This window comes from Oscillatoria nigro-viridis PCC 7112, assembly GCF_000317475.1.
GTDB lineage: Bacteria > Cyanobacteriota > Cyanobacteriia > Cyanobacteriales > Microcoleaceae > Microcoleus > Microcoleus nigroviridis.
Genome location: NC_019729.1, coordinates 3,856,910 through 3,880,420, shown reverse-complemented (window position 1 = coordinate 3,880,420; position 23,511 = coordinate 3,856,910). Strand labels below are relative to the sequence as shown.

21 protein-coding genes are annotated in these 23,511 nt (G+C 45.7%); 11 read left to right on the top strand and 10 right to left on the bottom strand.

What is annotated here, in order from left to right; genetic code table 11:
- Positions 1 to 179 precede the first annotated feature (179 nt).
- The 3 genes from OSC7112_RS16455 to OSC7112_RS16445 all read left to right on the top strand — a co-directional run bounded on the left by OSC7112_RS16455 (position 180) and on the right by OSC7112_RS16445 (position 3,464).
- Complete coding sequence (locus tag OSC7112_RS16455; RefSeq protein WP_015176966.1) at positions 180 to 497, top strand: tetratricopeptide repeat protein; 318 nt, start codon at positions 180 to 182, stop codon at positions 495 to 497.
- Positions 498 to 582: 85 nt separating this feature from the next.
- On the top strand, positions 583 to 2,145 hold the full coding sequence (locus OSC7112_RS16450) for a DUF1800 domain-containing protein (protein WP_015176965.1): 1,563 nt from the start codon (positions 583 to 585) through the stop codon (positions 2,143 to 2,145).
- A 92-nt stretch (positions 2,146 to 2,237) separates the two neighbouring features.
- A complete protein-coding gene (locus OSC7112_RS16445) occupies positions 2,238 to 3,464 on the top strand; it encodes a DUF1501 domain-containing protein (RefSeq protein ID WP_015176964.1) in 1,227 nt (408 codons plus the stop codon).
- 246 nt (positions 3,465 to 3,710) lie between these two features.
- Here the strand turns inward: OSC7112_RS16445 and OSC7112_RS16440 are convergent, their stop codons facing one another.
- On the bottom strand, positions 3,711 to 4,376 hold the full coding sequence (locus tag OSC7112_RS16440; protein ID WP_015176963.1) for a glycoside hydrolase family 108 protein: 666 nt from the start codon (positions 4,374 to 4,376) through the stop codon (positions 3,711 to 3,713).
- Positions 4,377 to 4,475: 99 nt separating this feature from the next.
- Here OSC7112_RS16440 and OSC7112_RS16435 point away from each other — a divergent pair, with 99 nt between their 5' ends.
- From OSC7112_RS16435 to OSC7112_RS16415, 5 genes are all read left to right on the top strand, one after another.
- Complete coding sequence (locus OSC7112_RS16435) at positions 4,476 to 6,665, top strand: tetratricopeptide repeat protein (RefSeq protein ID WP_015176962.1); 2,190 nt, start codon at positions 4,476 to 4,478, stop codon at positions 6,663 to 6,665.
- 118 nt (positions 6,666 to 6,783) lie between these two features.
- A complete protein-coding gene (locus OSC7112_RS16430) occupies positions 6,784 to 7,380 on the top strand; it encodes a MiaE family protein (RefSeq protein WP_015176961.1) in 597 nt (198 codons plus the stop codon).
- A 91-nt stretch (positions 7,381 to 7,471) separates the two neighbouring features.
- Positions 7,472 to 7,966, top strand: a complete 495-nt coding sequence (locus OSC7112_RS16425) for a GNAT family N-acetyltransferase (RefSeq protein ID WP_015176960.1) — start codon at positions 7,472 to 7,474, stop codon at positions 7,964 to 7,966.
- Between the two features lie 22 nt (positions 7,967 to 7,988).
- Complete coding sequence (locus tag OSC7112_RS16420) at positions 7,989 to 8,531, top strand: MAPEG family protein (protein WP_015176959.1); 543 nt, start codon at positions 7,989 to 7,991, stop codon at positions 8,529 to 8,531.
- Between the two features lie 73 nt (positions 8,532 to 8,604).
- Positions 8,605 to 10,017: a cytochrome P450 gene (locus OSC7112_RS16415; protein WP_015176958.1), complete on the top strand. Its 1,413-nt coding sequence runs from the start codon at positions 8,605 to 8,607 to the stop codon at positions 10,015 to 10,017.
- 56 nt (positions 10,018 to 10,073) lie between these two features.
- Here the strand turns inward: OSC7112_RS16415 and OSC7112_RS16410 are convergent, their stop codons facing one another.
- From OSC7112_RS16410 to OSC7112_RS16395, 3 genes are all read right to left on the bottom strand, one after another.
- Entirely contained in the window at positions 10,074 to 13,916 is a 3,843-nt protein-coding gene (locus tag OSC7112_RS16410) for a PAS domain S-box protein (protein WP_015176957.1), read from the bottom strand.
- A gap of 120 nt (positions 13,917 to 14,036) precedes the next feature.
- Positions 14,037 to 15,428, bottom strand: a complete 1,392-nt coding sequence (locus tag OSC7112_RS16405) for a malic enzyme-like NAD(P)-binding protein (protein ID WP_015176956.1) — start codon at positions 15,426 to 15,428, stop codon at positions 14,037 to 14,039.
- Positions 15,429 to 16,282: 854 nt separating this feature from the next.
- Positions 16,283 to 16,678: a hypothetical protein gene (locus tag OSC7112_RS16395; protein WP_015176955.1), complete on the bottom strand. Its 396-nt coding sequence runs from the start codon at positions 16,676 to 16,678 to the stop codon at positions 16,283 to 16,285.
- Positions 16,679 to 17,027: 349 nt separating this feature from the next.
- Here OSC7112_RS16395 and argS point away from each other — a divergent pair, with 349 nt between their 5' ends.
- On the top strand, positions 17,028 to 18,785 hold the full coding sequence (gene argS / locus OSC7112_RS16390) for an arginine--tRNA ligase (RefSeq protein ID WP_015176954.1): 1,758 nt from the start codon (positions 17,028 to 17,030) through the stop codon (positions 18,783 to 18,785).
- A gap of 603 nt (positions 18,786 to 19,388) precedes the next feature.
- On the opposite strand, the gene OSC7112_RS16380 is transcribed toward argS, so the two are convergent.
- The 6 genes from OSC7112_RS16380 to OSC7112_RS16360 all read right to left on the bottom strand — a co-directional run bounded on the left by OSC7112_RS16380 (position 19,389) and on the right by OSC7112_RS16360 (position 22,182).
- Complete coding sequence (locus OSC7112_RS16380) at positions 19,389 to 20,231, bottom strand: ATP-grasp domain-containing protein (protein WP_015176952.1); 843 nt, start codon at positions 20,229 to 20,231, stop codon at positions 19,389 to 19,391.
- 42 nt (positions 20,232 to 20,273) lie between these two features.
- Entirely contained in the window at positions 20,274 to 20,549 is a 276-nt protein-coding gene (locus tag OSC7112_RS41050; protein WP_223300625.1) for a type II toxin-antitoxin system VapC family toxin, read from the bottom strand.
- Between the two features lie 15 nt (positions 20,550 to 20,564).
- On the bottom strand, positions 20,565 to 20,723 hold the full coding sequence (locus OSC7112_RS41045) for a hypothetical protein (protein ID WP_015176950.1): 159 nt from the start codon (positions 20,721 to 20,723) through the stop codon (positions 20,565 to 20,567).
- Positions 20,720 to 21,073 (bottom strand): hypothetical protein, encoded by a 354-nt coding sequence (locus tag OSC7112_RS16370; RefSeq protein ID WP_015176949.1) that lies wholly within the window; start codon positions 21,071 to 21,073, stop codon positions 20,720 to 20,722. Before OSC7112_RS16370 ends, OSC7112_RS41045 begins: the two co-directional genes overlap by 4 nt.
- 80 nt (positions 21,074 to 21,153) lie before the next feature.
- Positions 21,154 to 21,843 (bottom strand): ImmA/IrrE family metallo-endopeptidase, encoded by a 690-nt coding sequence (locus OSC7112_RS16365; protein ID WP_015176948.1) that lies wholly within the window; start codon positions 21,841 to 21,843, stop codon positions 21,154 to 21,156.
- Positions 21,844 to 21,858: 15 nt separating this feature from the next.
- Positions 21,859 to 22,182 carry a helix-turn-helix domain-containing protein gene (locus OSC7112_RS16360; protein ID WP_006634885.1) on the bottom strand — a complete coding sequence of 108 codons (324 nt, stop codon included), beginning with the start codon at positions 22,180 to 22,182 and terminating at the stop codon, positions 21,859 to 21,861.
- A gap of 254 nt (positions 22,183 to 22,436) precedes the next feature.
- Here OSC7112_RS16360 and OSC7112_RS16355 point away from each other — a divergent pair, with 254 nt between their 5' ends.
- Together OSC7112_RS16355 and OSC7112_RS16350 are read left to right on the top strand one after the other, a co-directional pair.
- Entirely contained in the window at positions 22,437 to 22,703 is a 267-nt protein-coding gene (locus tag OSC7112_RS16355; protein ID WP_006634886.1) for a hypothetical protein, read from the top strand.
- A 92-nt stretch (positions 22,704 to 22,795) separates the two neighbouring features.
- Entirely contained in the window at positions 22,796 to 23,500 is a 705-nt protein-coding gene (locus tag OSC7112_RS16350; protein ID WP_015176947.1) for a hypothetical protein, read from the top strand.
- Positions 23,501 to 23,511: the final 11 nt, after the last annotated feature.

Below are 23,511 nucleotides of genomic sequence, written 5' to 3'. Positions count from 1 at the left end.
CACTCTACAGATAGAGGTTCTGCGTCGAGGACTGTAATCAAGAGCGAATAAGTAGAAGTTATACTGAAAGAAAGAAAATTAATTTATTCTGAAAGATGAGCTAAGCAGATTATCAAAAGGCATTAAAACAAATAGAAACTGGAGATTTATCAGGAGCACTGCAAACCCTCGATCGCATTATGAAAAAAAATCCCAAGTTTGCACAAGCTTATCGGCCCAGAGCACAAGTGCGCGCAAAACTCCAGAATTTTCAAGGTGCGATCGCCGATTACAAGGAAGCGATGCGCTTACAGCCGACGGCGATGTCATTTGGGGAACGGGTTTCAATTCAGTCGCAGATTATTGACCTCGAAAATGCGATCGCAGACACGCGCTTGCTAGATAATGTACAGGTTGCGATCGCCCCTAGGTCAACCGAGGGGCTTTTAGGACAAGATTTTCTGGCTCATTATCATGTGCGAATTCTCGAAAACGAAGTAGAGTTGCACCGCCGATAATCTCTCTTTGTCTAGGGATTGAACCTTTGTACTGCTGTGCGAGTCTAAAGTATCCAGAATATTAGCAACATTTCCGGTAGCTACTATGAATCTGAAACTAAAATATGCGACAGTATCCCTATACTTGTGGCTGGGACTAATTACCGCCAGCAGTGCCACCACTCCCCCCGACAGTTCCAAAATTTTACACCTGCTTAACCGCATGAGTTTTGGCCCCCGATCGGGCGATATCGAAAAAGTGCGAGCGATCGGGACCGAAAATTACATCCAACAGCAACTCTCCCCAAAAACCATCCCCGAACCTCAGAACCTTACTGACAGAATTAACAGCTTAGAAACTTTGCAAAAAACACCGGCAGAACTCTTCGCCGAATACGACCTCCCCCGCCAAAAAAACGGTTCAAAACCAACTCCCGAAGCACTCGCAGCCGCCCGAAAAAAAGCCCGCCTCATCATCCAACAAGCAGTACAAGCCCGTTTGCTACGAGCAGCCGAAAGTCCCCGCCAACTCCAAGAAGTTATGGTGGATTTTTGGTACAATCACTTCAACGTTTACTCAAATAAAGGATTGACCAGACTGTGGATGGGAGCCTACGAACAAGAAGCAATTCGCCCCTACACTTTGGGGAAATTCCGCGATTTGTTAGGTGCAACTGCCCGCAATCCAGCCATGTTATACTATTTAGATAACTGGCAAAATACCGCTCCCAAAAGCAGCGGAGCAAAAGGCAGATTTCAAGGATTGAATGAGAATTATGCCCGCGAACTAATGGAACTGCACACATTAGGAGTAAATGGCGGTTACACGCAACAAGATGTAATCGCATTAGCTCGGATTTTTACGGGCTGGGGATTTCCGCCTCGCGCCAATCAAAGTGATGGTTACAGCTTTTATTTTGATGCCAAACGTCATGATTTTAGCGATAAAGTATTTCTCGGAAAGACTATCAAAGGTATGGGCGAAAACGAGGGAGAACAAGCTTTAGATATTTTAGCCAAAAACCCAGCTACAGCTAAACACATAAGTTATCAATTAGCTGAATATTTTGTAGCCGACAGCCCACCCGAAGTCTTGGTAGATAAACTCAGCCAGCGCTTTCTAGAAACAGACGGAGACATCCGCGAAGTTTTAAATACTTTGTTCCACAGCCCGGAATTTTGGAGTGAAAAAAACTACAATGCTAAGTTAAAAACTCCCTATCAATATGTTATGTCGGCAGTGCGATTGACCGGAAAACAAGTAGAAAACTTTCAGCCGTTGTATAGCTATTTGCAACAGCTAGGAATGGCTCCTTACGCCTGCCCAACTCCCGATGGCTACAAGAATACTCAAGATGCGTGGCTGAATCCAGATGCGATCGCCCGCCGGTTAGATTTTGTAAATGCTTTGGCGAGCGATCGCTTGTCCCTAAACTCTCCTCCCGCTAATAAAAATCAGTCGGGATGGATGTTGCCCCTGGTAATCGCTCCCTCTAACCAGCCCTTGGTAACGGGTGAAAAAAAGACTGGGAATCCGATCGATGCGTTGCAATTAGCTAATACTTTGGGAAATCAATTTTCAGATCGGACAAAAAGTGCGATCGACTCCAGTCCCGCTAATTTGCGCGCCGCCTTAATCTTGGGCAGTCCAGAATTTATGCACAAATAATACTAAATTCTGCTTCATTACCCTCTCGATATCGGGCGCGGTTGAAACCGCTACTATACAAACTTTCGTCCGCCTACGCGGACTAAGAAATTATGAACAGACGCCAATTTATCATCCAAACCGGACTGCTTTCTACTTCCACAATTATCTCGATCGGACTTCACGGTTTAGCAGTAAAAGCCGCCGCCCCAAACAAAAATAACAAACGATTAATCGTCATCTTTTTACGGGGCGCAGTCGATGGCTTAAACGTAATTGTTCCCTACCAAGAAGCAAATTACTATCAATCTCGACCCAAAATAGCCATACCAAAACCGGGACTACAAGGCGGCGCGATCGACCTAGACGGCCGCTTCGGACTCCACCCCGCACTCAGTCCGATCGCCCCCCTGTGGAAGCAAGGAAGCCTCGCATTCACCCACGCTTGCGGTTCTCCCGATCCCACCCGATCGCACTTCGACGCCCAAGACTACATGGAAAGCGGCACCCCCGGCAAAAAAAACACCCCCGACGGCTGGATGAATCGCCTGCTGTCAGTCATGTCCACCGATTCTCCCATCCAAGCCCTGAATGCCAGCACCACCACACCCCGCATCCTATCGGGAAAAATGGCAGTTGCCAGCTTAGAGTTAGGTAAAAATGCTAGCCGCCGTTCGGCCCTCGATCGACCCCAAATCGCTAGCGCATTCGATCGACTTTACAGCGACAGCGACAAACTAGGCGCTGCATACCGAGAAAGTCGCGCAGCCCGCCAAACCCTGCTGACTTACTTAGATGCAGAAATGAAAGCCGCCAACAACGGTGCACCTACCGTCGATGGTTTTCCAAACGAAGCAGCGCAACTCGGAAGGCTGATGGCGAGAGACTCCAGCATCCAGCTAGCTTTCCTCGCCCTCGGCGGCTGGGATACCCACGTCAACCAGGGAAGTTCTCAAGGGCAATTAGCTGGACGCTTGCGCCCTCTGGGACAGGGTTTGGCGAATTTGGTACAGGGATTGGGCGATGTTTATCCAGAAAGTGCGATCGCGGTGATTTCAGAATTCGGCCGCACAGTGCGCGAAAACGGCAACGGCGGTACGGATCACGGACACGGGAATGTAATCTGGGTTTTGGGCGGCAAAATTAAGGGCGGCAAAGTTTACGGCGAGTGGCCGGGATTGGATGAAACTCAGTTGCATGAAAAGCGCGATTTAGCAGTGACGACGGATTTTCGAGATGTAATTGCTACTTTGTTGGAGAGTCATTTAGGACTGGATGAGCAAAAGATCGATCGAGTTTTTCCTGGTTATCAGTTCGAGCGAATCATCGGGCTAATTTAGTGCATCTGACATCTTGCATCTCTTTGTAGCGGGCATCCCGATTATGCCCAATTCCCAATTCTCATATCATATCAAATGCGGTTGCATCGGAATTAATATAACCCGAAATCAGGACACGGCGAGTGCCGCTCGTCCCTACAATTAATCGAGGTAGGGAAACGGAACTGCCGTGTCCTCTATATAATTCCGGCGCTGCCGGAATTGATATTAATGCCCAATTCCCAATGCCCAATGCCCAATTCCCAACTACTTAATCTTGTTCACATACCCCCACAAACTGTAATCGCGACTCAGCCAACCCCGGAAAAAAGCCATCTGAGTCGGATCTTCTTGCACCCTTTTGTAGCGGTAAATAATTCGTTCATTAATCATTTGCAGCGCGGTATTTCTGTTATTTGCCCCTTTCAGCGCTTCCTTGGTGCGCGGGTCAAAAACTCCCGTTTGCGGCAATCCTAATGCTTGCTGAAGAAAGGTAATTGAGTTATTAATACCGAAATTAACGGCGGTGTCAAACATGACGATCGCCAAAGCCGGCTGCATCGTGCCGGAGAGGCTCGAATCCCAGTAATATTGATAAATTTCTAGGAGCTCTGCTTCCGACATCTGCGTCACGTCGAGGGGCGGAAGCCCGCGACTGTAGCGGTAGGCGTTGTATTCCGTTTGCAAGACGCCCCGATAAGTTCTGCCGCCCTTATCGGCTGGGTGATTGCTGAATCCACCCTCAAAATATAGGGTGAAATAAAGAGCAGTTTGAAATAATTTCTGCCGAAAGCTGGCTGTCTGCTGCTGCTGTGCGAAAGTTTTTTGGGCAAAGGGTAAGGGGATTGCTAAGGTTAACAAGAGTATCCCCAGCACGAGGTTTGGTTTCCACTTGATGTTATGTTGGCGCTGTGTCGCTTGCTTGTCGCTCATAAATTCTCTGTGACGATCGCCCGTAGTTCCGCTAAAACTGCTACTCTGCAAAATAATATAGATTCAACCTTTAACTTGATAGCACAGATAGGCCGCCAAATGAATTCCGATTTTCGCAACCAATCCGAAACACCCGAATTAGAAGATGCTGCATCGCTGACAGTCATTGCAGAAACCTATTACTCTCAAGGCAATTTAGCAGCAGCCGTCGCTGCTTGTCGCCGAGCTCTGGAATTGCAACCGGATTGGGCGGCGGCTTACGTGACAATGGGCAATGTGCAGCAAGCAAGCGGCCAAATTGAGGAAGCGATGCGGTTTTATTCCGAGGCGATCGCCCTGAATCCCGATTTTGCTGAGGCTTATGCTAATTTGGGCAGTATGCTCTACAAACAAGGGCGTTTGGTGGAGGCGATTGTCAATTACCAAAAGGCGATCGAACTTAAACCGAATTTGGCTGCTGCTTACTGGAATTTGGCAGGGGCACTGAAGCAGCAGGGGCAACAGGATGCAGCGGTAGCATACGAGCAAAAAGCTCTCGAACTCAATCCCCATCTGGCTCAGGTAGATTTTCACTTAAATTTAGGAGATAAATTAGCGCGGCAAGGGAAGTTAGATGAGGCGGTGGCTGCATGGCAGCAGGCGATCGCATTCAAACCCGATTTAGCCGAAGCATACTGTCAAATTGGCCGAGTTTTGCGCCACCAGGGTCAATTTAAAGACGCCATACCCAACCTTCAAAAAGCTCTAGAAATTAAACCCGATTTTATTTCTGCCCACCAACATTTGTGCGGCATCCTCAGAGATACTAGCAATTTAGCTGCCGCGCGGCAAGCCGTGCACCAATACAGCCAAATGTGTGCCGAAACCGATCCAATTATGACCGCGATTTACTTCATCAGCACCTATCAAGTGTCGGGATTAAATCAAATTGCGGGCGATCGATTTTTAGAGCTAGAGTCGTACTTGCAGCAAAACTTAGAAACCGCTAGCCCGGTGGAAATTAAATCGCTTTATGCAAACTTGTTATTCAGCACGCCCTATTTGCGAGATGACTTGGCAGCCAACTCAAAACTTTACAGATTAATTGCCCAAAAGTATATCGACCAATGTATTAAACCTAATTTTTCTCAACCCGCAAATTACAGTTTCAAACCAAGTTACCCATCCAGCCAGTTAAAAATCGGCTTTTTGTCCAATCACTTCAGCCGCCATTCTGTAGGTTGGTGCAGCGCTGACATCATTCGCGAATTGTCCGACATCACACCCAATGTGTATTTGTACGCTTCCGAAAGAATTGTTCCCGACGATCGCACTCAGCAATTTGAAACTTGGGGCAAACTGAGTTTTCCCACAACCTACCCGAACGGACTTGCCAATTCTGCCGAAATTATCGACCAAATTCAGCAAGATGAATTGGACGTTTTAGTTGATTTAGATTCTCTCAGCGTACCAGTTCACGCTGACATTCTCTACCAAAAACCCGCACCAGTTTGTGTTTCTTGGCTGGGATTTGACGCCCCTTACATATCGCCGGAAAATTATTTTCTTACAGACGGGCACTCGCACCCAGCCGGGCGGGAAAAATATTATGACGAGCAGCTAATTAGGATGCCTGATTCCTTTGTAGCGGTGTCCGGTTTTCAGAGATATGGAGTCGATCCCGTTGCCTTGAGAAGGTCGAATCGGATCGGTTTGGATCAGATAGTTTACCTGTGCGTCGCTCCCGGCAGAAAATTCAATTACGAGTTGGTAAAAGCACAAATTGCGATTCTCAAACAAGTGCCGAACAGTATCTTAGTTCACAAAGCTTTAGGCGATGCTGCGGTGTTTGAGGCTGCATATCACCAAGCTTGCGAAGCTGAGAAAGTGAGCAAGCACCGAATTAAGTTTTTGCCGAGGTTTGCTACTGAGGAAGAACACAGAATTATCTATTTGCTGGCAGATGTTTTGTTAGATTCTTATCCTTACAACGGAGGAACTCACACTTTAGAGGCTTTGTGGTTTAATTTGCCGGTGGTGACTCGCACAGGAGAGCAATTTTTGTCGAGAATGGGTTATTCGTTTTTGCAGACTTTGGGAATTGAAACAGGCGTGGCTTTGTCTTGGTCGGAATATGTGGAAGTGGGTGTAAAATTGGGCAAAGATCGTGAATTGAGAAATGCAATTAAAGCACAGTTGGTGAAATCTAAAGATCCAGCCAATTTGTCGCCGCTGTGGAATGCGAAAAAGTTTGCTGGTGATATGTATGGGGTGTTTGAAAAATTGTGTAAGAATAGGATAACGCGCTAATTATAGGATAAGGTGCGTCAGGCAAAACAATCCGCAATGTGAGAAAACATCCTAACCTGACGCACCCTACAATGACTAATCTAAAATCTAAAATCTAAAATCTAAAATCCAAAATGGTATGACTTCAACACTGCCAACTATTAAGTTTTTGAAACAGCCGACTTCGGAAGCTTGGATCGAACAGGCGATCGCCCATTTGGATACAATCTTATTAGACCATTCTCACTGCGAGCGGAAAGCGGCGGGAGTAGCGTTAAATTTAATGTTTCGCTACCCAGCAAGGGAAAAATTGGTGAGGATGCTAACGGCGATCGCCCGCGAAGAATTAGAGCATTTCGAGCAAGTCAACCAGCGGTTAGAAAAGCGCGGCATTGCTTTAGCCCCTTTGGCCGCACCTCCCTACGGTGCCGGTTTGTCCTGCCAAATTCGCAAGCAGGAACCGGAGAGACTTTTGGATTCTTTGTTGGTTTCTGGTTTGATAGAAGCGCGCAGTCACGAACGGTTGGGACTGCTGGGCGATCGCTGTCCCGACGCGGAATTAGCTAAGTTTTACCGCAGTTTGATGGCTTCGGAAGCGCGCCATTACGGGGTATATTGGATTTTGGCAACAACTTATTTCGATCGCGCTCTTGTGATTGACAGGCTGGAGGAATTATCATTAGTAGAGAGCGAGTTGCTGGCAAGTCTTCATCCCGAACCGAGAATTCACAGTTAAAAGCTAGGTGCACTTAAAGACTGTAAAACACAAAAAATTAGTAATTTTACAGTTGTTAAAGTCAAAAAATAAATATACGTTGCAACAACCAATGAAAACCCAACATCTGGATTTTTTAATTCGTTCCTGGGAAACGCGCGATCGCGCTGAGGCGTTCTATTTAATTAGGGATGTTTTAGCAGAGTACGGTTTAAAATGCGAACCTCACGGGGCAGATCGAGATGTCTATGATGTAGAACTGCATTATCACAATAAAGGCGGGGAATTTTGGGTAGTTGAACGGCAGGATAAAATAGTGGGTACGGCGGCTTACTATCCGATTGAGCGCGGGAATAATGCTGTGGAAATTCGCAAAATGTATATTTTGCCAGCAGCAAGAGGACAAGGTTTGGGGAAATTTTTACTGCAAGAATTGGAAAGTAAAATTATTGCTCGCGGCTTTGAGGAAATCTGGATTGAAACTGCCAGCATTCTCAAAGAAGCTGTTAAAATGTACGAAAATAGCGGATATCTACCGACAACTGGTGTGGAGACGCCAAGGTGCGATCGGGTTTACGTAAAATATCTAGGTATAAAAAAGCTATAATAAGCTTGGATCTCTGTAAACAATGATTAATTTACTCAGTTTCAATCCACAACAGCAAATAGTTGTTCGGCGAGCCCTTTCTGCCTTAATCTTCTGCCTTACTTTTGTACTGATTGGTTATTTTGTGATAGCCCTGCCCCTACCCCTATTAAATACCCCAGAGTCGCGCCTAATTTTCAGCCTTCGCTGCCAAATTTTTCCGTTACTGATGTTATTTGCCGGCATAGTTGCAGTTGGTAATGGTAGATTTAGCAGCCCAGCCATCAACCCTTTAGCGAATGCCGAATCAGAAGCAATGCGGATTCATTTGCGTTATCTGAGCAACACTCTAGAGCAATTTGTGCTGTTTTTTGCAGGCAGTTTAATCCTTTCTACCTTTTTAGATACTTACAGCATCAAGCTGATTCCAATTTTGGCAACTTTGTTTGTTGTGGGAAGAATAGCGTTTTGGATAGGCTATCTCAAAGAGCCGATCGAACGAGCTTTTGGGCTGGGAGTTACTCTGTATCCTACTATTGCCGTACTAATTTATGATGCCTACTGCGTACTATTTTTGAATAACTGAGGGTGGCGATTTTTGTGACACATAAATTATGCTTTCATTAGTCCTGTGAAACCAGAAAAATAGGAGATAAAAAATGACTCTTCTCACAAACAACTCTCAATCTCAAAATGAAGCTATCAACAAAGTTTTAGACGGCCCTAAAGATAATAGATTTGTTCAGACAGTGCGGGGGATTTTAAATCCTCTGTATTATTTAGAACGAAACTATCAAAGCTACGGTGACATTTTTACCAGCAAATTCAGCAATTTTCCGCCCCAGGTAATTGTTAGCAATCCTCAAGCTATTCAAGAAATTTTTACAGCGGATTCAAAACTTTTTGAATCCGGCACGGGAAACCAGATAGCGCTACCTTTAGTAGGCCCCAATTCGTTATTGTTGTTAGATGGCGATCGACATTTGCAGCAGCGCAAACTTTTAATGCCACCTTTTCACGGTGAACGCATGAAAGCTTACGGACAAATCATCCGAAATACCACCGAAAAAGTAATTAATAATTGGACTCCTGGTAACTCGGTTATCGCGCATTCAACTATGCAGGAGATTTCATTGGAAGTGATATTGCACGCAGTTTTCGGGCTGAGTGAAGGAGAACGCTACCAGCAAATCCAGCAACTTCTTGTTAAAATGCTAAATTTTTTTAGCAATCCCTTAAGCGCTACCTTTCTGTTTATCAATTCGTTGCAAAAAGATTTAGGTGCTTGGAGTCCTTGGGGAGGATTTCTGCGACAAAGACAGCGTTTAGATGAACTGCTTTATCAAGAAATCCGCGATTCCCTGCGGGATAGCTTCGCTTCACGCAAAACTCTATCTCAACCATTGGGAGAAGACATCCTGAGCTTGTTAATTTCAGCTCGTGACGAAGCGGGACAGCCGATGAGCGACGTTGAATTGCGGGATGAATTAATGACAATGTTATTCGCCGGACACGAAACTACAGCCACAGCTTTAGCCTGGGCTTTGTATTGGATTCACTACATCCCAGAAGTCCGCGAAAAACTGCTGCAAGAACTCAATTCTATTGATTTGGAAAATTCCGATCCGGCGGAAATAACTAAACTCCCGTATTTGAATGCTGTCTGTTGCGAAACGCTGCGGATTTATCCGATCGTATTTTTTGCATTTCCGCGCATTCTGCAAGCTCCGATGCAGTTAATGGGTTATAATATTCCCAAAGGAATGATACTTTCTCCCTGTATTTATTTGGTTCACAACCGTCCTGATATTTACCCGGAACCTAAGCGCTTTAAACCCGAACGTTTTCTCGAACGTCAATTTTCGCCTTACGAATATTTGCCCTTTGGGGGAGGAAACCGCCGCTGTATTGGGGCGGCATTTGCCCTGTTTGAAATGAAGTTAGTATTGGCGAAAGTGCTGTCACAGTATTCTTTAGAACTTACAGAAAATAGTCCCGTTTTGCCAGTACGTCGCGGTTTGACAATGGCACCCGCTGGTGGTGTCCATCTGACGGTAAAGGGTAGGATTTGAATCATATCGAATCCGGTCGCTCGACTGGATTTGATATGATACCGATACAATGGGTTTTAATTTATTTTTAGCCGCAGAGGAATCTCGATCGCAAATTCGGAACCTTCTCCCAATACAGAATTGCAAGAAAGCTTGCCCCCGTGTTTTTCTACTATAATAGAGTGCGAAATCGCCAATCCTAAGCCAGTTCCTTTGCCAATGGGTTTAGTAGTGAAAAACGGGTCAAACAAGCGCTTTTGGACATCTTCGCTCATGCCGGGGCCGCTGTCAGCTATCCATATGGCAACGCTGTTATTGTCGGTTACTTGGGTGCGAATCGTAATTGCAATATTTTTGTCGGTGCGATCGGATTTCTTCATCTCCATTTCCAATGCGTCGAGCGCATTGCTTAACAAATTCATAAATACTTGATTTAACTGACCGGGATAACATTCAACTAAAGGTAAATTACCGTATTCTTTAATCACATTAATTGTCGGGTAATCGGCTTTATGTTTCAGGCGGTTTTGCAAAATCAGCAGCGTGCTTTCAATGCCTTCGTGAATGTCAACTTGTTTCTTTTCGGCTTCGTCAAGTCTTGAAAAAGTTCGCAGGCTCAAAACTATGTCGCGGATGCGATCGGCTCCGACTTTCATAGATGCTAAAATTTTCGGTAAATCTTCAATCAGATAATCAATTTCAAAGTCTTCCCTTGCATCTACAATTCTTGCGCTAGGCTGCGGGTATTCCTTCTGGTAAAGTTGCAGCATTTTTAGCAAGTTTTGAGTGTATTCGCTGGTGTAGCTGAGATTGCCATAGATAAAATTAACCGGGTTGTTAATTTCGTGGGCGACACCTGCTACTAACTGGCCCAAACTCGACATTTTTTCACTTTGAATTAATTGAGTTTGGGTGCGTTGGAGTTCGTGTAAGGTTTGTTCTAGCTGTTGAGTTTGAGCTTGAGCTAATCGGGCCGCTGTGCGGGTTTGGGTGTAGAGTTCGGCGTGGTCGATCGCGATCGCAATTTGAGCAACCACCGCTTGCATCAGTTCGACTTCAGAGTCGCTCCAATTTCGCACGGACATAGCCTGATAGCAGGCGATCGCCCCAATATCGCCTGAAGCAGTTTGAACTGGCAGCGACAGCACTGAGTTAATTTTTAATGCCTGGAAATTTTCGCGCACTTCTGCATCTTCAAAAGTGCTGACATCATCAATTCTCATAATTTGTCGCCGCAAAATATGCGGCCTGGGGACACTAGATCGATCGTCTACAGAATAAGTACCGAGTAAACTTGGCAAAGCTGCATTCTTCGCTTCGCAAACTATTTCCCAAACCGGAGGATTGCTGTTGGGGCGATACCAAGTGAAGATGCACCAATCTAGGTGCATCAGATTGCGAATTTCTTGAACGGCGGTTGCTAAAATTGTGTCTAAATCTAAAGAAGTGCGGATTTGGTTGGCAATTTGATTGAGCAGTTGTTCTCTCTGAGCTTGCTGTCTGAGGGCTTGTTCCGATCGCACTAAAGTTTCTTCTGCAAGTTTGCGATCGGTTAAATCTTGGATCACTACTTGGATAATTTTTTCATTTCCCACCTCGATTACTGTCAGCACCACTTCTGCGGGAAAATCAGTACCGTCTAAGCGCTGATGAACCCAATCAAAACGGTGCTTTCCCCGCTCAAAGGCTATCGCGATCATTTCGTCAGCCAAGCTCAAAGAATCTCTGCCGTTGGGTTGAAAAGGAGGCGACAGTTTGCCTGGGTTTTTGCCGTACAACTCTTGCGGGCTAGTACAGCCAAATAGCTTTAGGGTGGCTGTGTTGGCATCGCAGATGTCATTGTCACATAACATAAAAACAGGCAAACTGGTTAATTCGTAGAGCGATCGAAATTTGGCTTCCGACTGCTGCAATGCTGCTTCTGTTTGCTTGCGATCGGTAATGTCGGCAACCATTGCCAAAGCGCCCACATAGCGTCCCTGTTTGTCTGCCAAGGAATTAGTAGAAACCATCGCCCACAAGTCCCTGCCGTCTCGGCGACGGAACTTAAAATCGAGCTGTTCGCCAATTCCTTCACGGCGGCGTTTGAGACTGATTTGTGCGATCGCGATGCCTTCTGCATCCATGAAAGCAAATAGCGGCTGTCCGATCATTTCCTCTGGAGTGCAGCCGAGCATATCGGCCATTTTTTGGTTGACAAAAGTAGTGTTACTCTCCGTATCTAGAATCCAAATTCCTTCGTCTGCTGTCTCGACAATGCACCTGTATTTTTCCTCGCTTTCCCTGAGCGCTTCTTCTGCTAATTGGCGAGCAGTAATGTTTTGAGTCATTAGCAATCCGCCGGTGATTTCTTGCCGTTCGTTTCTCACTGGCAAAGCATAACCGAGGTAAACGCGATCGCTGTAAAAAAATTCTGTAACAACTGTTTCTCCTGCCAGTGCCGCCCGATAAGTTGGCTCGATCTGAGCGCAAACATCTGGCTCGAATACTTCCCAGATTGTCTTGCCTTCCATCAACTCTTTGGAAAGCCCCACTGCTGCTAATTCTGTACCTTCTACCAGCGTGTAGCGCAGTTCTGGATCGAACAACATCACCGCACCGTTAGGAAAGTTGCTTGCCATAGTGCGGTAAAGCTGTTCGCTTTTTTGCAGCGCAGCTTCTGCTTGTTTGCGATCGCTAATGTCAACTACGACTGCACCGATGCCGATCGCCTCGCCATCTTTGTCTAGCAAGGGAAAATAAGAGCCTGTCAGGTGTCGGACAAACCCAGGCTTTCTGGGATTGTCACCACTCATCTCGATGTTAATTAAGGGTTGTTTCGTTCTCAAAATTTGTTCGTACAAAGGCTCTATTATTGGAGCGATATTCGGCAATATTTCGCGTACAGTCTTGCCGATGTGATCTGCTGGGTCCAAGCAATTTATTTCTGCTAGAAATTGATTAATTTGCACGTACCGCAGTTGGGAGTCCAAAATGCAAAGTCCCGCCGACGCCTCCTTTAAAAAGGCATCAAATAGTGCTTGTCTCTGTGCTAATTCTTGTTCTAAAGCTTTGCAAACGCTGAGATCTGTTAAAGAACCCATCATCCCCACAACTTCTCCCGTTTTGTCTTTCAATAGCGAGAGCATCAGGTGCGAAGAAAATTTTTCTCCTGATTTACGGCGTGCGATCACTTCAATTTCATGCTCGCCTTTTTCTTGTAGCGGTTTGATAACTTCCTCTAACAAAAAATCTTGCTGTTCTGGCGGGTAAATTAAAGAAACGTGCTGTCCGATAGCCTCAGTTTTTTCATAGCCGTATAACTTTTGGCAGGCTTGATTCCAAATGGCGATCGAGCCGTCCATATCTGTCGAAATTACCGCCTCGTGAATTTGGTCGATAATTTGACTTTGGAGACGCAATTTTTCTTGAGCCTGTTCCAGTTCGGCAATTTTTTCTTCGAGTAGTTTCTGAGTTTTTTCCAGTTCGGCAGCCTGCTTTGCCAGCAATTTTTCTAGATGTGAATTGCCCTGCGGCGGCGCTGCTTCCAGCGGAGCGCTATTTTGATCCCGATTATTAAATATTTCTTCAACACTTAGCCAAATCGCGCACTGTCCCTCTGTTTCAATTGCCCGCTCGGAAACTCGCACGGGTACGAGATGCTGGTTTTTATGTTTGTATGCGGCTTCGCACAGGTGCGTGTGGCTATTTTTTGTTTGACATTCTAGATATTTTTCTGGGGGCGCGCACTGTGTTTGCTGAATTTCCCAGTAGTTGAGGTGGAGAGTTTCTGCAACTGTGCGGCCGATAATACTTGCAAAAGCTGGATTTACGTCGAGAAAAGTCCCGTCCGTCCGGCACAATGCCAGCCCGATCGGGCTGAGTTCTAACAATTGGCGGCGGGAGCGATTGCGCTTTGCTTTTCCTAACTGGCTTTGCATCTGACCTAGCTGGAGTTGAGTTATTCAATTATATCTTTTTATCTTGTTTATTGCTGTGACTTTTATCCTTGATTAAGCAAGAGAGAAGAAGGAAGAAGGAAGTCTTCCTTCTTCCTTCAATTAATCGCGGGCAATACCTTCGGATCGGGCGGCCAACTGCACTGCACCGGCGACTGCAATGGCAACTCTTTCGTCAAAAACAGACGGTATAATGTGTTCCTTGTCAAGCCCAGAAGGACTGACTAAAGAGGCGATCGCATAAGCTGCTTCCAAATACATACTGGGCGTAATCGTGGCAGCTTTGCAGTCCAAAGCACCTCTAAATATCCCCGGAAATGCCAAAACATTGTTAATTTGATTCGGGTAATCGCTGCGTCCGGTTGCTACGATCGCCGCATCTTCCATAATTAATTCTGGCTGAATTTCGGGAATGGGATTTGCCATTGCAAAAACAATGGGATTCTCGGCCATCGAACGCACCATCGAGCGGGTGAGCACGCCGGGGGCGCTGACTCCTAAAAATACATCGGCACCGGCGATCGCATCTTCCAAAGTACCGCTCGAAGGCACGGCAAATTCTAGTTTTTCTGGGTTCATATCCGTGCGGTCTTGGGAGAGGACGCCTTTGGAGTCGCACATGATGATGTTTTGGGCACCTGCTTTACGCAGCAAGCGGGCGATCGCGACTCCGGCCGCACCGGCTCCGTTAATCACGATACACACTTCTGCGATGGTTTTTTTGACGATTTTCAAGGCATTAATTAATGCTGCCAAACTAACAATCGCAGTGCCGTGCTGGTCGTCGTGAAAAATCGGAATATCTAAGGTTTCCCGCAATCTTGCTTCGATTTCAAAGCAGCGGGGAGAAGAAATATCTTCAAGGTTAACGCCGCCAAAAACCGGGGCGATATTCTGCACTGTGCGAATAATTTCCTCAGTATCTTGGGTATTCAAACATATAGGAAAGGCGTCAATACCTGCAAATTCTTTAAATAGCATGGCTTTACCTTCCATGACTGGCAGTGCGGCGGCAGCTCCGAGGTTTCCCAGTCCCAAAACTGCGCTACCGTCGGTAACAATGGCAACAGTATTTTGTTTGATTGTGAGGTTATAAACTTGTTGGGGGTCATTGGCGATCGCCGTGCAGATGCGACCGACTCCAGGGGTGTATGCCATTGCCAAATCTGACTGGCGTTTGAGGGAAATTTTGCTAACTACGCTGATTTTTCCGCCGCGGTGCAAGTTGAAAGTGCGATCGTACACGTCGATCACTTTGATATCTGGCAGTCCTTTCACTGCTTGCACTATTTCTTCATTGTGCTCGATGCTGGAGGCATCGACGGTGATATCGCGAACGGTAGTGGCGCGGGTTTGCTCGATCAAGTCGATTTGGCCGAAGTTGCCGCCGACAGATGCGATCGCGCTGGTGACTCTTGCCAGCATTCCCGGCTGGTTCGGCAGAGCAACCCGAATTGTTAAACTAAAGCTGGGGTTCGGTGTCAGTTTTACCATGATTCCTTGATTTCAGATTTAAGAATTTCAATCTTAGATTTTATCCCCAATGTTAGGCATAAAATTTAATAATTCAAATTTTTAACTGAAATTTTTAACAAATTCTCTGAGCCTGTGGTACGAGCGCTCTGCACTGCCAGGGATGCCGCTGGAAAACCGAGCTTTTTTTGAGTAAAGCTTTGCTCTGTTTCTAGCTGGTGACCAGGAATTTCAAAGGTGGTACCCGCCACGTGATTTATCCGTGGAATCAATCCCAAATCGAAAATCAAAAATCCTCAAGAAAGAGCATTTATCTCGCGCAAGTCAATCTAAAATCTAAAATCTAAAATCTAAAATTGATTGACTCTCCCACAAACAGTCTATTTTCTGTCAATTTCCCAGCGAACCGCGAATATGAAGCGCGGGGGTAGAAACCGGATTTCTGAGGTTAACTGGCGGAAGTCTTATCTATTTTTGAGAATATTTCTGCTTATTCTGAACATCAGCAGATAATTCGCAAAAATCTATTTTCCAGCGATACCGCCTAATTCCTGCTGCTGTCTTTTGAAGCGAGACACCCAGGAGAGTTGATGCGGCTTTTTGGTGGCCTTTATGGGGAATGTAAAAAGTAGATGCACGGCTGTTTGAGCCGGCAGGTAAAAATCTGAGCGACTGACAAGCGGGCCTTTGATATATATTTTGTCTGATTTAACACTTGCCAAAGATTGCGAGTGCAACCTTGCAAACGCTCTAAATTACCTGCACGCTTTGCCCGATAATTCCAGGGATTGTAACTAACAGACAATCTACCCCGCGCCACCACGAGCACAGCTTGGGCCGAATCGTGTTGAGTTGCTGGTTGCTAACTGTCAATTTTACCGATCGGCCGCAGCATCGGCCCATATAATTGTAAAGAATTTGCAAGCCAGACAATCTGGGGGAACTTTTTCTAAGTCTTGCAGATCGACCGATTGCTCTGCCTCGCTGCCGGGGGGAACTATGCACAGGGCAACTTGTCCGACTCCAGCCATGAGTTCGGCAACTCGCTCCAAAATACTGTCCATTTTTTCCATTAGTTGCTCTGCTGCATCGAGACTCGGCGCGATGATGAAAAAGGTTTTGACTCCATCGGGACAAGGGGCGAAGCCGAGGGTACACTCTCGTAATAGTGCTTGGGTGGAGAGACTGAAACCGTCGTAGAAGCGATCGATTACTGCTTGATAAAAGGCTTGGGTCAGAGAGCGATCGCCAAAAATAGGTTGAGATAACATAACTACTTCCTTTCGTAGGATTTTTGGGAACATTGAAAAAATTTTAACATACCTTAATATAAGCGATTTAACAAAATTATCTAGCGATCGAGATCATTGGCTAGATGTGATAATTTTTAATTTGTGTAGCGATCGCAACTGTGATAAAATGTACTCTGTGCTATTACGGTCAGTGATTTTGATCGCATCAGCAGTTCAAAGCTAAGTACAAAATTTCCTAGTAGGTGAGGAGAGGGGGAGAGGGCCAGAGGGAGAGAACCAGAGGGAAATTACCTAAGTAATAAGAGTAGTATTGGCAAAAAGTGCTTAATCTAGAGTTTAAAATAAACATCCAATCAAAATATTCAAGATGAACTCGATCGCCCAACAGTTAAAAGCAAAATTTGAAAAAGCATTCACCGCAGCATTCGGCGAAAGTTATGCAGGTGCAGATCCGATGCTAGCCGCCGCCAGCAATCCCAACTTTGGGGACTTTCAGTGCAACGCGGCGATGAGTTTGGGGAAAAAGTTAGGAAAGCCCCCGCGGGCGATCGCCTCGACAATTATCGAAAATCTCGACATCGCCGACATCTGCGAAACCCCAGAAATCGCCGGGCCCGGTTTTATCAATTTGAAGCTGAAACCGGCTTATTTGGAAGCGCAAATTAGTGCCATCGCCGCCGACTCGCGTTTGGGGATTGAACCGGCGAAAACGCCTCAGACAATCGCGATCGACTTTTCCAGTCCGAATATAGCCAAAGAAATGCACGTCGGACACTTGCGATCGACAATCATCGGAGATGCGATCGCCCGCATCCTCGAATTTCAAGGCCACGACGTACTCAGAATCAACCACATCGGCGACTGGGGCACCCAATTCGGAATGCTGATCGCATACTTGCGCGAAGTTCACCCCGAAGCCCTCACCACCGCTGACGCCCTAGATTTAGGAGATTTAGTCGCATTTTACCGCCAAGCAAAACAGCGCTTTGACACAGACGAAACCTTCAAAGAAACCGCCCGCCAAGAAGTAGTAAAACTGCAAGCAGGCGCCGAAGACACCCGCCGCGCTTGGAAATTGCTGTGCGATCAATCTCGCCGCGAATTCCAAGTAATCTACGACTTGCTAGATATCAAATTAACCGAACGCGGCGAATCGTTTTACAATCCCTTATTGCCCGCTGTAGTCGAAGATTTAACCAATCTAGGTTTGCTAGTAGAAAGTGACGGCGCGAAATGCGTTTTTGTAGAGGGTTTTACCAATAAAGAAGGCGAACCACTGCCGCTAATTGTCCAAAAAACCGACGGTGGCTACAATTACGCCACAACCGATTTAGCCGCCGTGCGCTACCGGATAAAAGAAGACGGCGCAAAACGCTTAATTTACGTCACCGATTCGGGACAAGCAAACCATTTTGCCCAAGTATTTGCAGTTGCAAAAAAAGCCGGTTGGATTCCCGAAGATGTCGAGATTGTCCACGTTCCCTTCGGCTTGGTATTGGGAGAAGACGGCAAAAAACTCAAAACTCGTTCTGGGGAAACAGTGCGGTTGCAGGATTTGCTCGATGAGGCGATCGTCCGCACGCGCCAAGATTTAGAAGAGAGATTAAAAGCAGAAGAAAGACAAGAAACGGAGGAATTCATTGCTAACGTATCTCGAACAGTTGGTTTGAGTGCGGTTAAGTATGCCGATTTAAGTCAAAATCGCGCCAGCAACTATATTTTCAGTTACGACAAAATGCTCGCATTGCAAGGAAATACTGCTCCATATATGCTGTATGCTTACGTGCGCGTGCAGGGAATTCGCCGCAAAGGTGAGATTAATTTTGATAATTTAGATGCTGGTGCGAAAGTGATTTTGCAGTCAGATGCCGAGTTGGTATTGGCAAAGCATTTATTGCAGTTGAATGAAGTTGTGAATGCTGTTGGCGGCGATTTGTTGCCGAATCGAATTTGTCAGTATTTGTTTGAATTGAGTCAAAAGTTCAATCAATTTTTTGAGCAGTGTCCGGTGTTGCAATCTGAGGAACCGTTGCGGACTTCCCGGTTGGTTTTGTGCGATTTGACGGCGAGGACTTTGAAGTTGGGTTTGGAGTTGTTGGGGATTAAGGTATTGGAAAGAATGTAACTTTTTAACTCCTTAAAAGCTGTAGGGTGTGTGAGAGCAATAAATATTTGAATCTAGATGATGAGACTGTTTGCACTCATGCACAGCCCCAAAGTCTTGAACTATACCGATGCAACCAGAAATCATATTACCCGAAATCAGGAAACGGCAGTGCCGTGGCCCTACAATTAATCGGGCGATGGTTACATCTCTCATCGAGTGCTCGTGATTATTTTGGGGTAGGGAAACGGCACTGCCGTTTCCTCGGTTGCCGTGTTTTCGATGATTATATTGGATCGCTAAAATTCATCGGCAAAGTAAACCTTAATTGAAGGAGACTCACTCTGCATCAATACCTTTCCACAGTTCTGATACAGGTCTAGTTTTTCCTGTCTTTATTTCGTGCCTGGGTTGCCGAAAGCTTTCTTCTAGAGATGGGAGTGCTTCTTCGTCTTCGTTAGCTAGCAAGAACGACGATCCGAACTCTGCGTCCGGCAAATTTTTCGGATAGGGCGAGAATTTCTTGCCACGTTCCTTCTAGTTCTAACATTTCTGATGTCATGGCTTTTACTTTTTGTGAGATTGGGATTTAGTTAATTGTAGCGCCTCTCTAAAATCCAGCATTTACGGCTTTTTGTTAACAATCAAGGTTTCCAAGATGCCTTTAAACATTGTTACCACAATTTGGCGATCGTTATCTCTGACAAAAATATCGTAATTAGGACTTGAGTTAATTTCAATTAACCAATATGCTCCGTTTTTATCTACTGCTATGTCAAGCCCAGCATAATTAATCGCCATTTCAGCAAAAACAGGTTTAATAAAATCTTCAATCTCAGACATGAGATTCGGGTTAATTATATGTTTGGCTTTTGCACCTACCCAGTGCAGCGGGCTTAAATTCCCCGCAAATTCAGCCTGAGATTTGTCTTTCTCGTACAGCAAAACTAGCTTTTCTTTGCAGAATACAGCCCGATATTCGCGGGCAATTTCGATATATTCTTGAGCTAGCGCCACATCGTCATAATCTTTGCTGCTGACGTTAAATATAATTTCTAGGGCTGCTTTAATTTGCTCTCTAGTTTTACATAAAAAAACATTGTTGCCGCCTGAACCGCGATTTCTTTTGAGAATCACCGGGAAAGCGAATTTTTTGTTTACTTCTAAAACTATTGATTCAATCTCAGGGAAATTTAAATACTTTTTATACTTCTCCTCGCAGTGAGGCGAGACAAAACCGAGAGTTCGGGGAGTATTTATATTGCCGTTTAATAGTTGATAAGTATATTCTTTGTCTTTAAAAATTTCGGCTACTGACGCGCTGTTAAATGGCGTCCTGTAATTGACAAAATAATATTCTTTGCCCCCCTGTTTGAGTCTAATCAAGTTTTGGGAATGATGCAGGATTTCGTAAGGGATATTTAATTCCTCACAAGCTGCCAGCAGGATTTCAATATTGGTTAGCATAAGATGTAATTTAACTTGTGACTTTTAATTTTTTCTGTACGCTCAGTCAATATCTAGCCAGTGACGAGCATCCACAACTCTAGACAAATGCCCCACATTTGTTGTAGCAATAACAACCGCTTCTCCACCGCCACGAAGCAGCAAAGCTTGAGCTGCTAAAATCACATCTGCATCAAGTTCTTTGGGATCTGCTGTTGGCATTCCTGCCTGACGCGATGCCGCCCACAACTCGGCCGCTTTGAGAATTACTGGCGTTGTTATCGGCAAGTATTCCAGCCAGCGAGATTTGCATTCGTTAAGGCGTTTGATACCTGCCAACTTATTTGCCCGCAATCACTCGCGCCGCACTTCATAATCTGCTATTTCAGGTAAAATCATCCTGTAGCCTTTAAATAGCAAAGATTCTACCCAAAGTTGGCACTCTACCGTCACAGGCGACCCCTTGGGATTTGTTAATATTCCCAGAGGCACCGAATCCAATAAAACTATCATTTTTGTTGCACAAATAACGGTCGGTTCGACGAAAGCCTGTCTTCGTCTAATACTTTTTGCAAATATTCAAATGTCTCTGTTTGTTCCTCGGCGTCTCCTTCTTCTCGCCACTTTTGCAACCACTCTATTGCTGCTAAATTCCTCTGCATTTGTTCTTCCTTCGTCCTTTGCGGAACTAGGGGCAAGGTATTGCTATTGAAAGGATTTATCCATTGGCTTAACCGCATATCGATCGCTTCCGCAATTACCGCTTTCAATTCTCCAACGGTCAAGTCTGATAGTCGTTTGGTTTCGAGAATTATCGCTTGCAGTTCTTCAACTGTCAGGTCTGCTACTCGTTTTGTTTCCATTTTGCAACCTCATTCTTTCAAAGTTATCTGAAAAAGTTGAGATTCGAGAATCTCTCTCAAACCTCAAATTAAATCAAATTCTATCCAAACAACCGCTGCTGTCCGTTTGCCGCATCTTTCCCGGCATAAATCTCGCGCGTTCCCTTGGGAATGTAAATCCAATCGAATTCTTGCAAGCGGTTTGTCAAATTGGAAATGCTCACTCCCAATTCATCTCTCATTTTGTATAAATGCGACCACTTAGTTAAATCGCGTCCCTGTCTTTTTTCCTCCAAAATACACCGAGGCATCAACAAACAGCTTGCAAAATATTGAGCTTGCCATTCGATCGACAAAACCTTATTATCCGCACTCGCACCCCGACAAACAAACGGTTCCTCGACATCCTGGGCGGTTTTTCCTCGATCGCCCAAGTTTAATTCCAACTGTTCGACAGTGCCGTCTGCTTCGTCTTGATTGACGTGCAGCACCCAGTGGCCGATTTCGTGGGCGATCGTCGATTCGATGAAGCCTGGGGGTTTTTCGAGAATCTGTTCGTTGATTTCGATTAACCGCTGCTGCGGCAAAATCCTCGCCGCGATCGCACCTTCTTCATCCGGCTCAATGCACTCCCAAACTACGCCCAAATCCAGAAAATCAGCAACCGTTGTCGCATCAAAAGGCCATCTCGGAGCAAAATTTTGCGTTTTCTGCATCTGCATCAAGATGTCATTTGCCAAACGCTCGATCGTTTCTTTGGGATAGAAGCAATACGGTTTAAAAATACTCACTATGAGGGGCCTCTCTTACGCTTCAAAAGACTGTTTGAGCCAATCTGGATTTTCTTGCATCCGGCGGAAAAGAGCCTGCATTTCCTTCGGATTCTGCTTCAGCAGCGCTTCGTACTGCTGCGGCAGCCTCCCCGCCAGGAAAATCAATTCCTCTTCGTTTATGTCTAGATTTCGCGCTAATGCTCGGATTACCTCCTCTTTTGGCGCATAATCGGCTCGATCGTTCTCCAATTTCGACAAATAAGTAAAGTCCACACTTAGCATAGCTGCTAGCTCACGTTGTGAGTAAGCTTTGTCCTTGCGAGCTTGACGGATCAGTCTTCCAAATGTTTGTTCCACGGTTTTTTGCCTCCTGACAAGCATTCTAGCCTGTTTTGATGAAAAGTTCAACAAAATACTTGACGGGAAAATCAACCCGCGCTACCATGAAGTTAGTTGACGGTTTAATCAACCATTTAACCCTGACTGGTAGGGTTAAGGGTGCAAATTAGCCTAGCTCACACGCTACATATAGCGTCGTCAACTTCAGAGGAGTGAGAAGCGCTGGGCGTCAAAACGCTTGTACGCAGCAAATAAGGAGGAGCAGATCGCAAATGCTGAGAACCTGGACAGACACGCATTACAAGCTCGAAGACGATGACTGGCTATACATCGCCACCCACGAAGAACAAAGCTCAGCCTCACTGGTTTGTCCCGGCTACGCGCGGGATGGCGAAGGCTTCAGCATCCACTTCACCCCAGCGCACCTAGAAACATTAGAGCATTTGCTCGCCGCGCTGCGGATTATCAAAGCTCAACAAGAGGCGATGCTTGAGTACACCTATCCAGAACCAAAAGCGACAACACATCTCATTAGGTAATCGAAGTTCGGCCACCAGCAATGTACGAGATTTAACGGATTACCAATTACCAATTCCCGGTAAAGCAATAAAGAACTAAGGAAAAACGAACAATGACTACTAAAACACAAGAAAGACCTACATTTTCAGTATTTGGTGCCAAACCGAGCAATGCTTTGCTAGTACCAGAAATCCCGATCGCAGTACGTAACAATTGCCAAAGCGGCCAGTGGGCGATCGGCGATACCGACTACGGTTCCAAGTGTTCCATGACAATCCTCAAATTCTCCAAATTCTTCGGTTCCCTCGGTCAAACTTCCCACACACTGTGGGGCCAACTGTGGTTTGTCGCAGAAAGTGGCGAACTGCCGCAAGGAGTTGTCATGGTAACATACATCAAAAACCGCAGCTTGAACGATTTTAACCGATTGGTAGCATCAGTTCAATCTCGCGGCGTAGAGCCTGCAACTGGAATTTTTATTCCCGAATTTGTCAAACATTCCGGTCAGAAACCTGACGACAGCGGAGTAGTAAAACCGATCAACTACTACAGCTTAAAATGGTCTTGGAACGAGCGGAAAGATTGGGCGGTTATCGACCAAGCCGCAGCAGTTTTGTCAGATTCTAGCAATCAATCGCGGATGATTGACTTAGAAGGAACAAAAGCTATGGTGTGTTTAGATAACCTCCCAGCGCAGCAAATTGCCTGCTTGATGGCTGCTCATGCTAGCGGTGAAAGCGATGCTATTGCTTTGCATTCCAACGGCGGTATGTCGCTACCGCCAGCCGAAGAACAATTAACTGCTGACTTGTTCTAAGTTTGTTGTAA

What these genes read in the sequence shown, in the direction of transcription:
- OSC7112_RS16350 (WP_015176947.1), top strand. Translation starts at nt 22,796, where the DNA reads ATGACTACTAAAACACAAGAAAGACCTACATTTTCAGTATTTGGTGCC.
- OSC7112_RS16450 (WP_015176965.1), top strand. Translation starts at nt 583, where the DNA reads ATGAATCTGAAACTAAAATATGCGACAGTATCCCTATACTTGTGGCTG.
- OSC7112_RS16380 (WP_015176952.1), bottom strand. Translation starts at nt 20,231, where the DNA reads ATGCTAACCAATATTGAAATCCTGCTGGCAGCTTGTGAGGAATTAAAT.
- OSC7112_RS41045 (WP_015176950.1), bottom strand. Translation starts at nt 20,723, where the DNA reads ATGATAGTTTTATTGGATTCGGTGCCTCTGGGAATATTAACAAATCCC.
- OSC7112_RS16455 (WP_015176966.1), top strand. Translation starts at nt 180, where the DNA reads ATGAAAAAAAATCCCAAGTTTGCACAAGCTTATCGGCCCAGAGCACAA.
- OSC7112_RS16420 (WP_015176959.1), top strand. Translation starts at nt 7,989, where the DNA reads ATGATTAATTTACTCAGTTTCAATCCACAACAGCAAATAGTTGTTCGG.
- OSC7112_RS16395 (WP_015176955.1), bottom strand. Translation starts at nt 16,678, where the DNA reads ATGTTATCTCAACCTATTTTTGGCGATCGCTCTCTGACCCAAGCCTTT.
- OSC7112_RS16415 (WP_015176958.1), top strand. Translation starts at nt 8,605, where the DNA reads ATGACTCTTCTCACAAACAACTCTCAATCTCAAAATGAAGCTATCAAC.
- OSC7112_RS16445 (WP_015176964.1), top strand. Translation starts at nt 2,238, where the DNA reads ATGAACAGACGCCAATTTATCATCCAAACCGGACTGCTTTCTACTTCC.
- argS (WP_015176954.1), top strand. Translation starts at nt 17,028, where the DNA reads ATGAACTCGATCGCCCAACAGTTAAAAGCAAAATTTGAAAAAGCATTC.
- OSC7112_RS16355 (WP_006634886.1), top strand. Translation starts at nt 22,437, where the DNA reads ATGCTGAGAACCTGGACAGACACGCATTACAAGCTCGAAGACGATGAC.
- OSC7112_RS16405 (WP_015176956.1), bottom strand. Translation starts at nt 15,428, where the DNA reads ATGGTAAAACTGACACCGAACCCCAGCTTTAGTTTAACAATTCGGGTT.
- OSC7112_RS16435 (WP_015176962.1), top strand. Translation starts at nt 4,476, where the DNA reads ATGAATTCCGATTTTCGCAACCAATCCGAAACACCCGAATTAGAAGAT.
- OSC7112_RS16425 (WP_015176960.1), top strand. Translation starts at nt 7,472, where the DNA reads ATGAAAACCCAACATCTGGATTTTTTAATTCGTTCCTGGGAAACGCGC.
- OSC7112_RS16440 (WP_015176963.1), bottom strand. Translation starts at nt 4,376, where the DNA reads ATGAGCGACAAGCAAGCGACACAGCGCCAACATAACATCAAGTGGAAA.
- OSC7112_RS16430 (WP_015176961.1), top strand. Translation starts at nt 6,784, where the DNA reads ATGACTTCAACACTGCCAACTATTAAGTTTTTGAAACAGCCGACTTCG.
- OSC7112_RS16370 (WP_015176949.1), bottom strand. Translation starts at nt 21,073, where the DNA reads ATGGAAACAAAACGAGTAGCAGACCTGACAGTTGAAGAACTGCAAGCG.
- OSC7112_RS16410 (WP_015176957.1), bottom strand. Translation starts at nt 13,916, where the DNA reads ATGCAAAGCCAGTTAGGAAAAGCAAAGCGCAATCGCTCCCGCCGCCAA.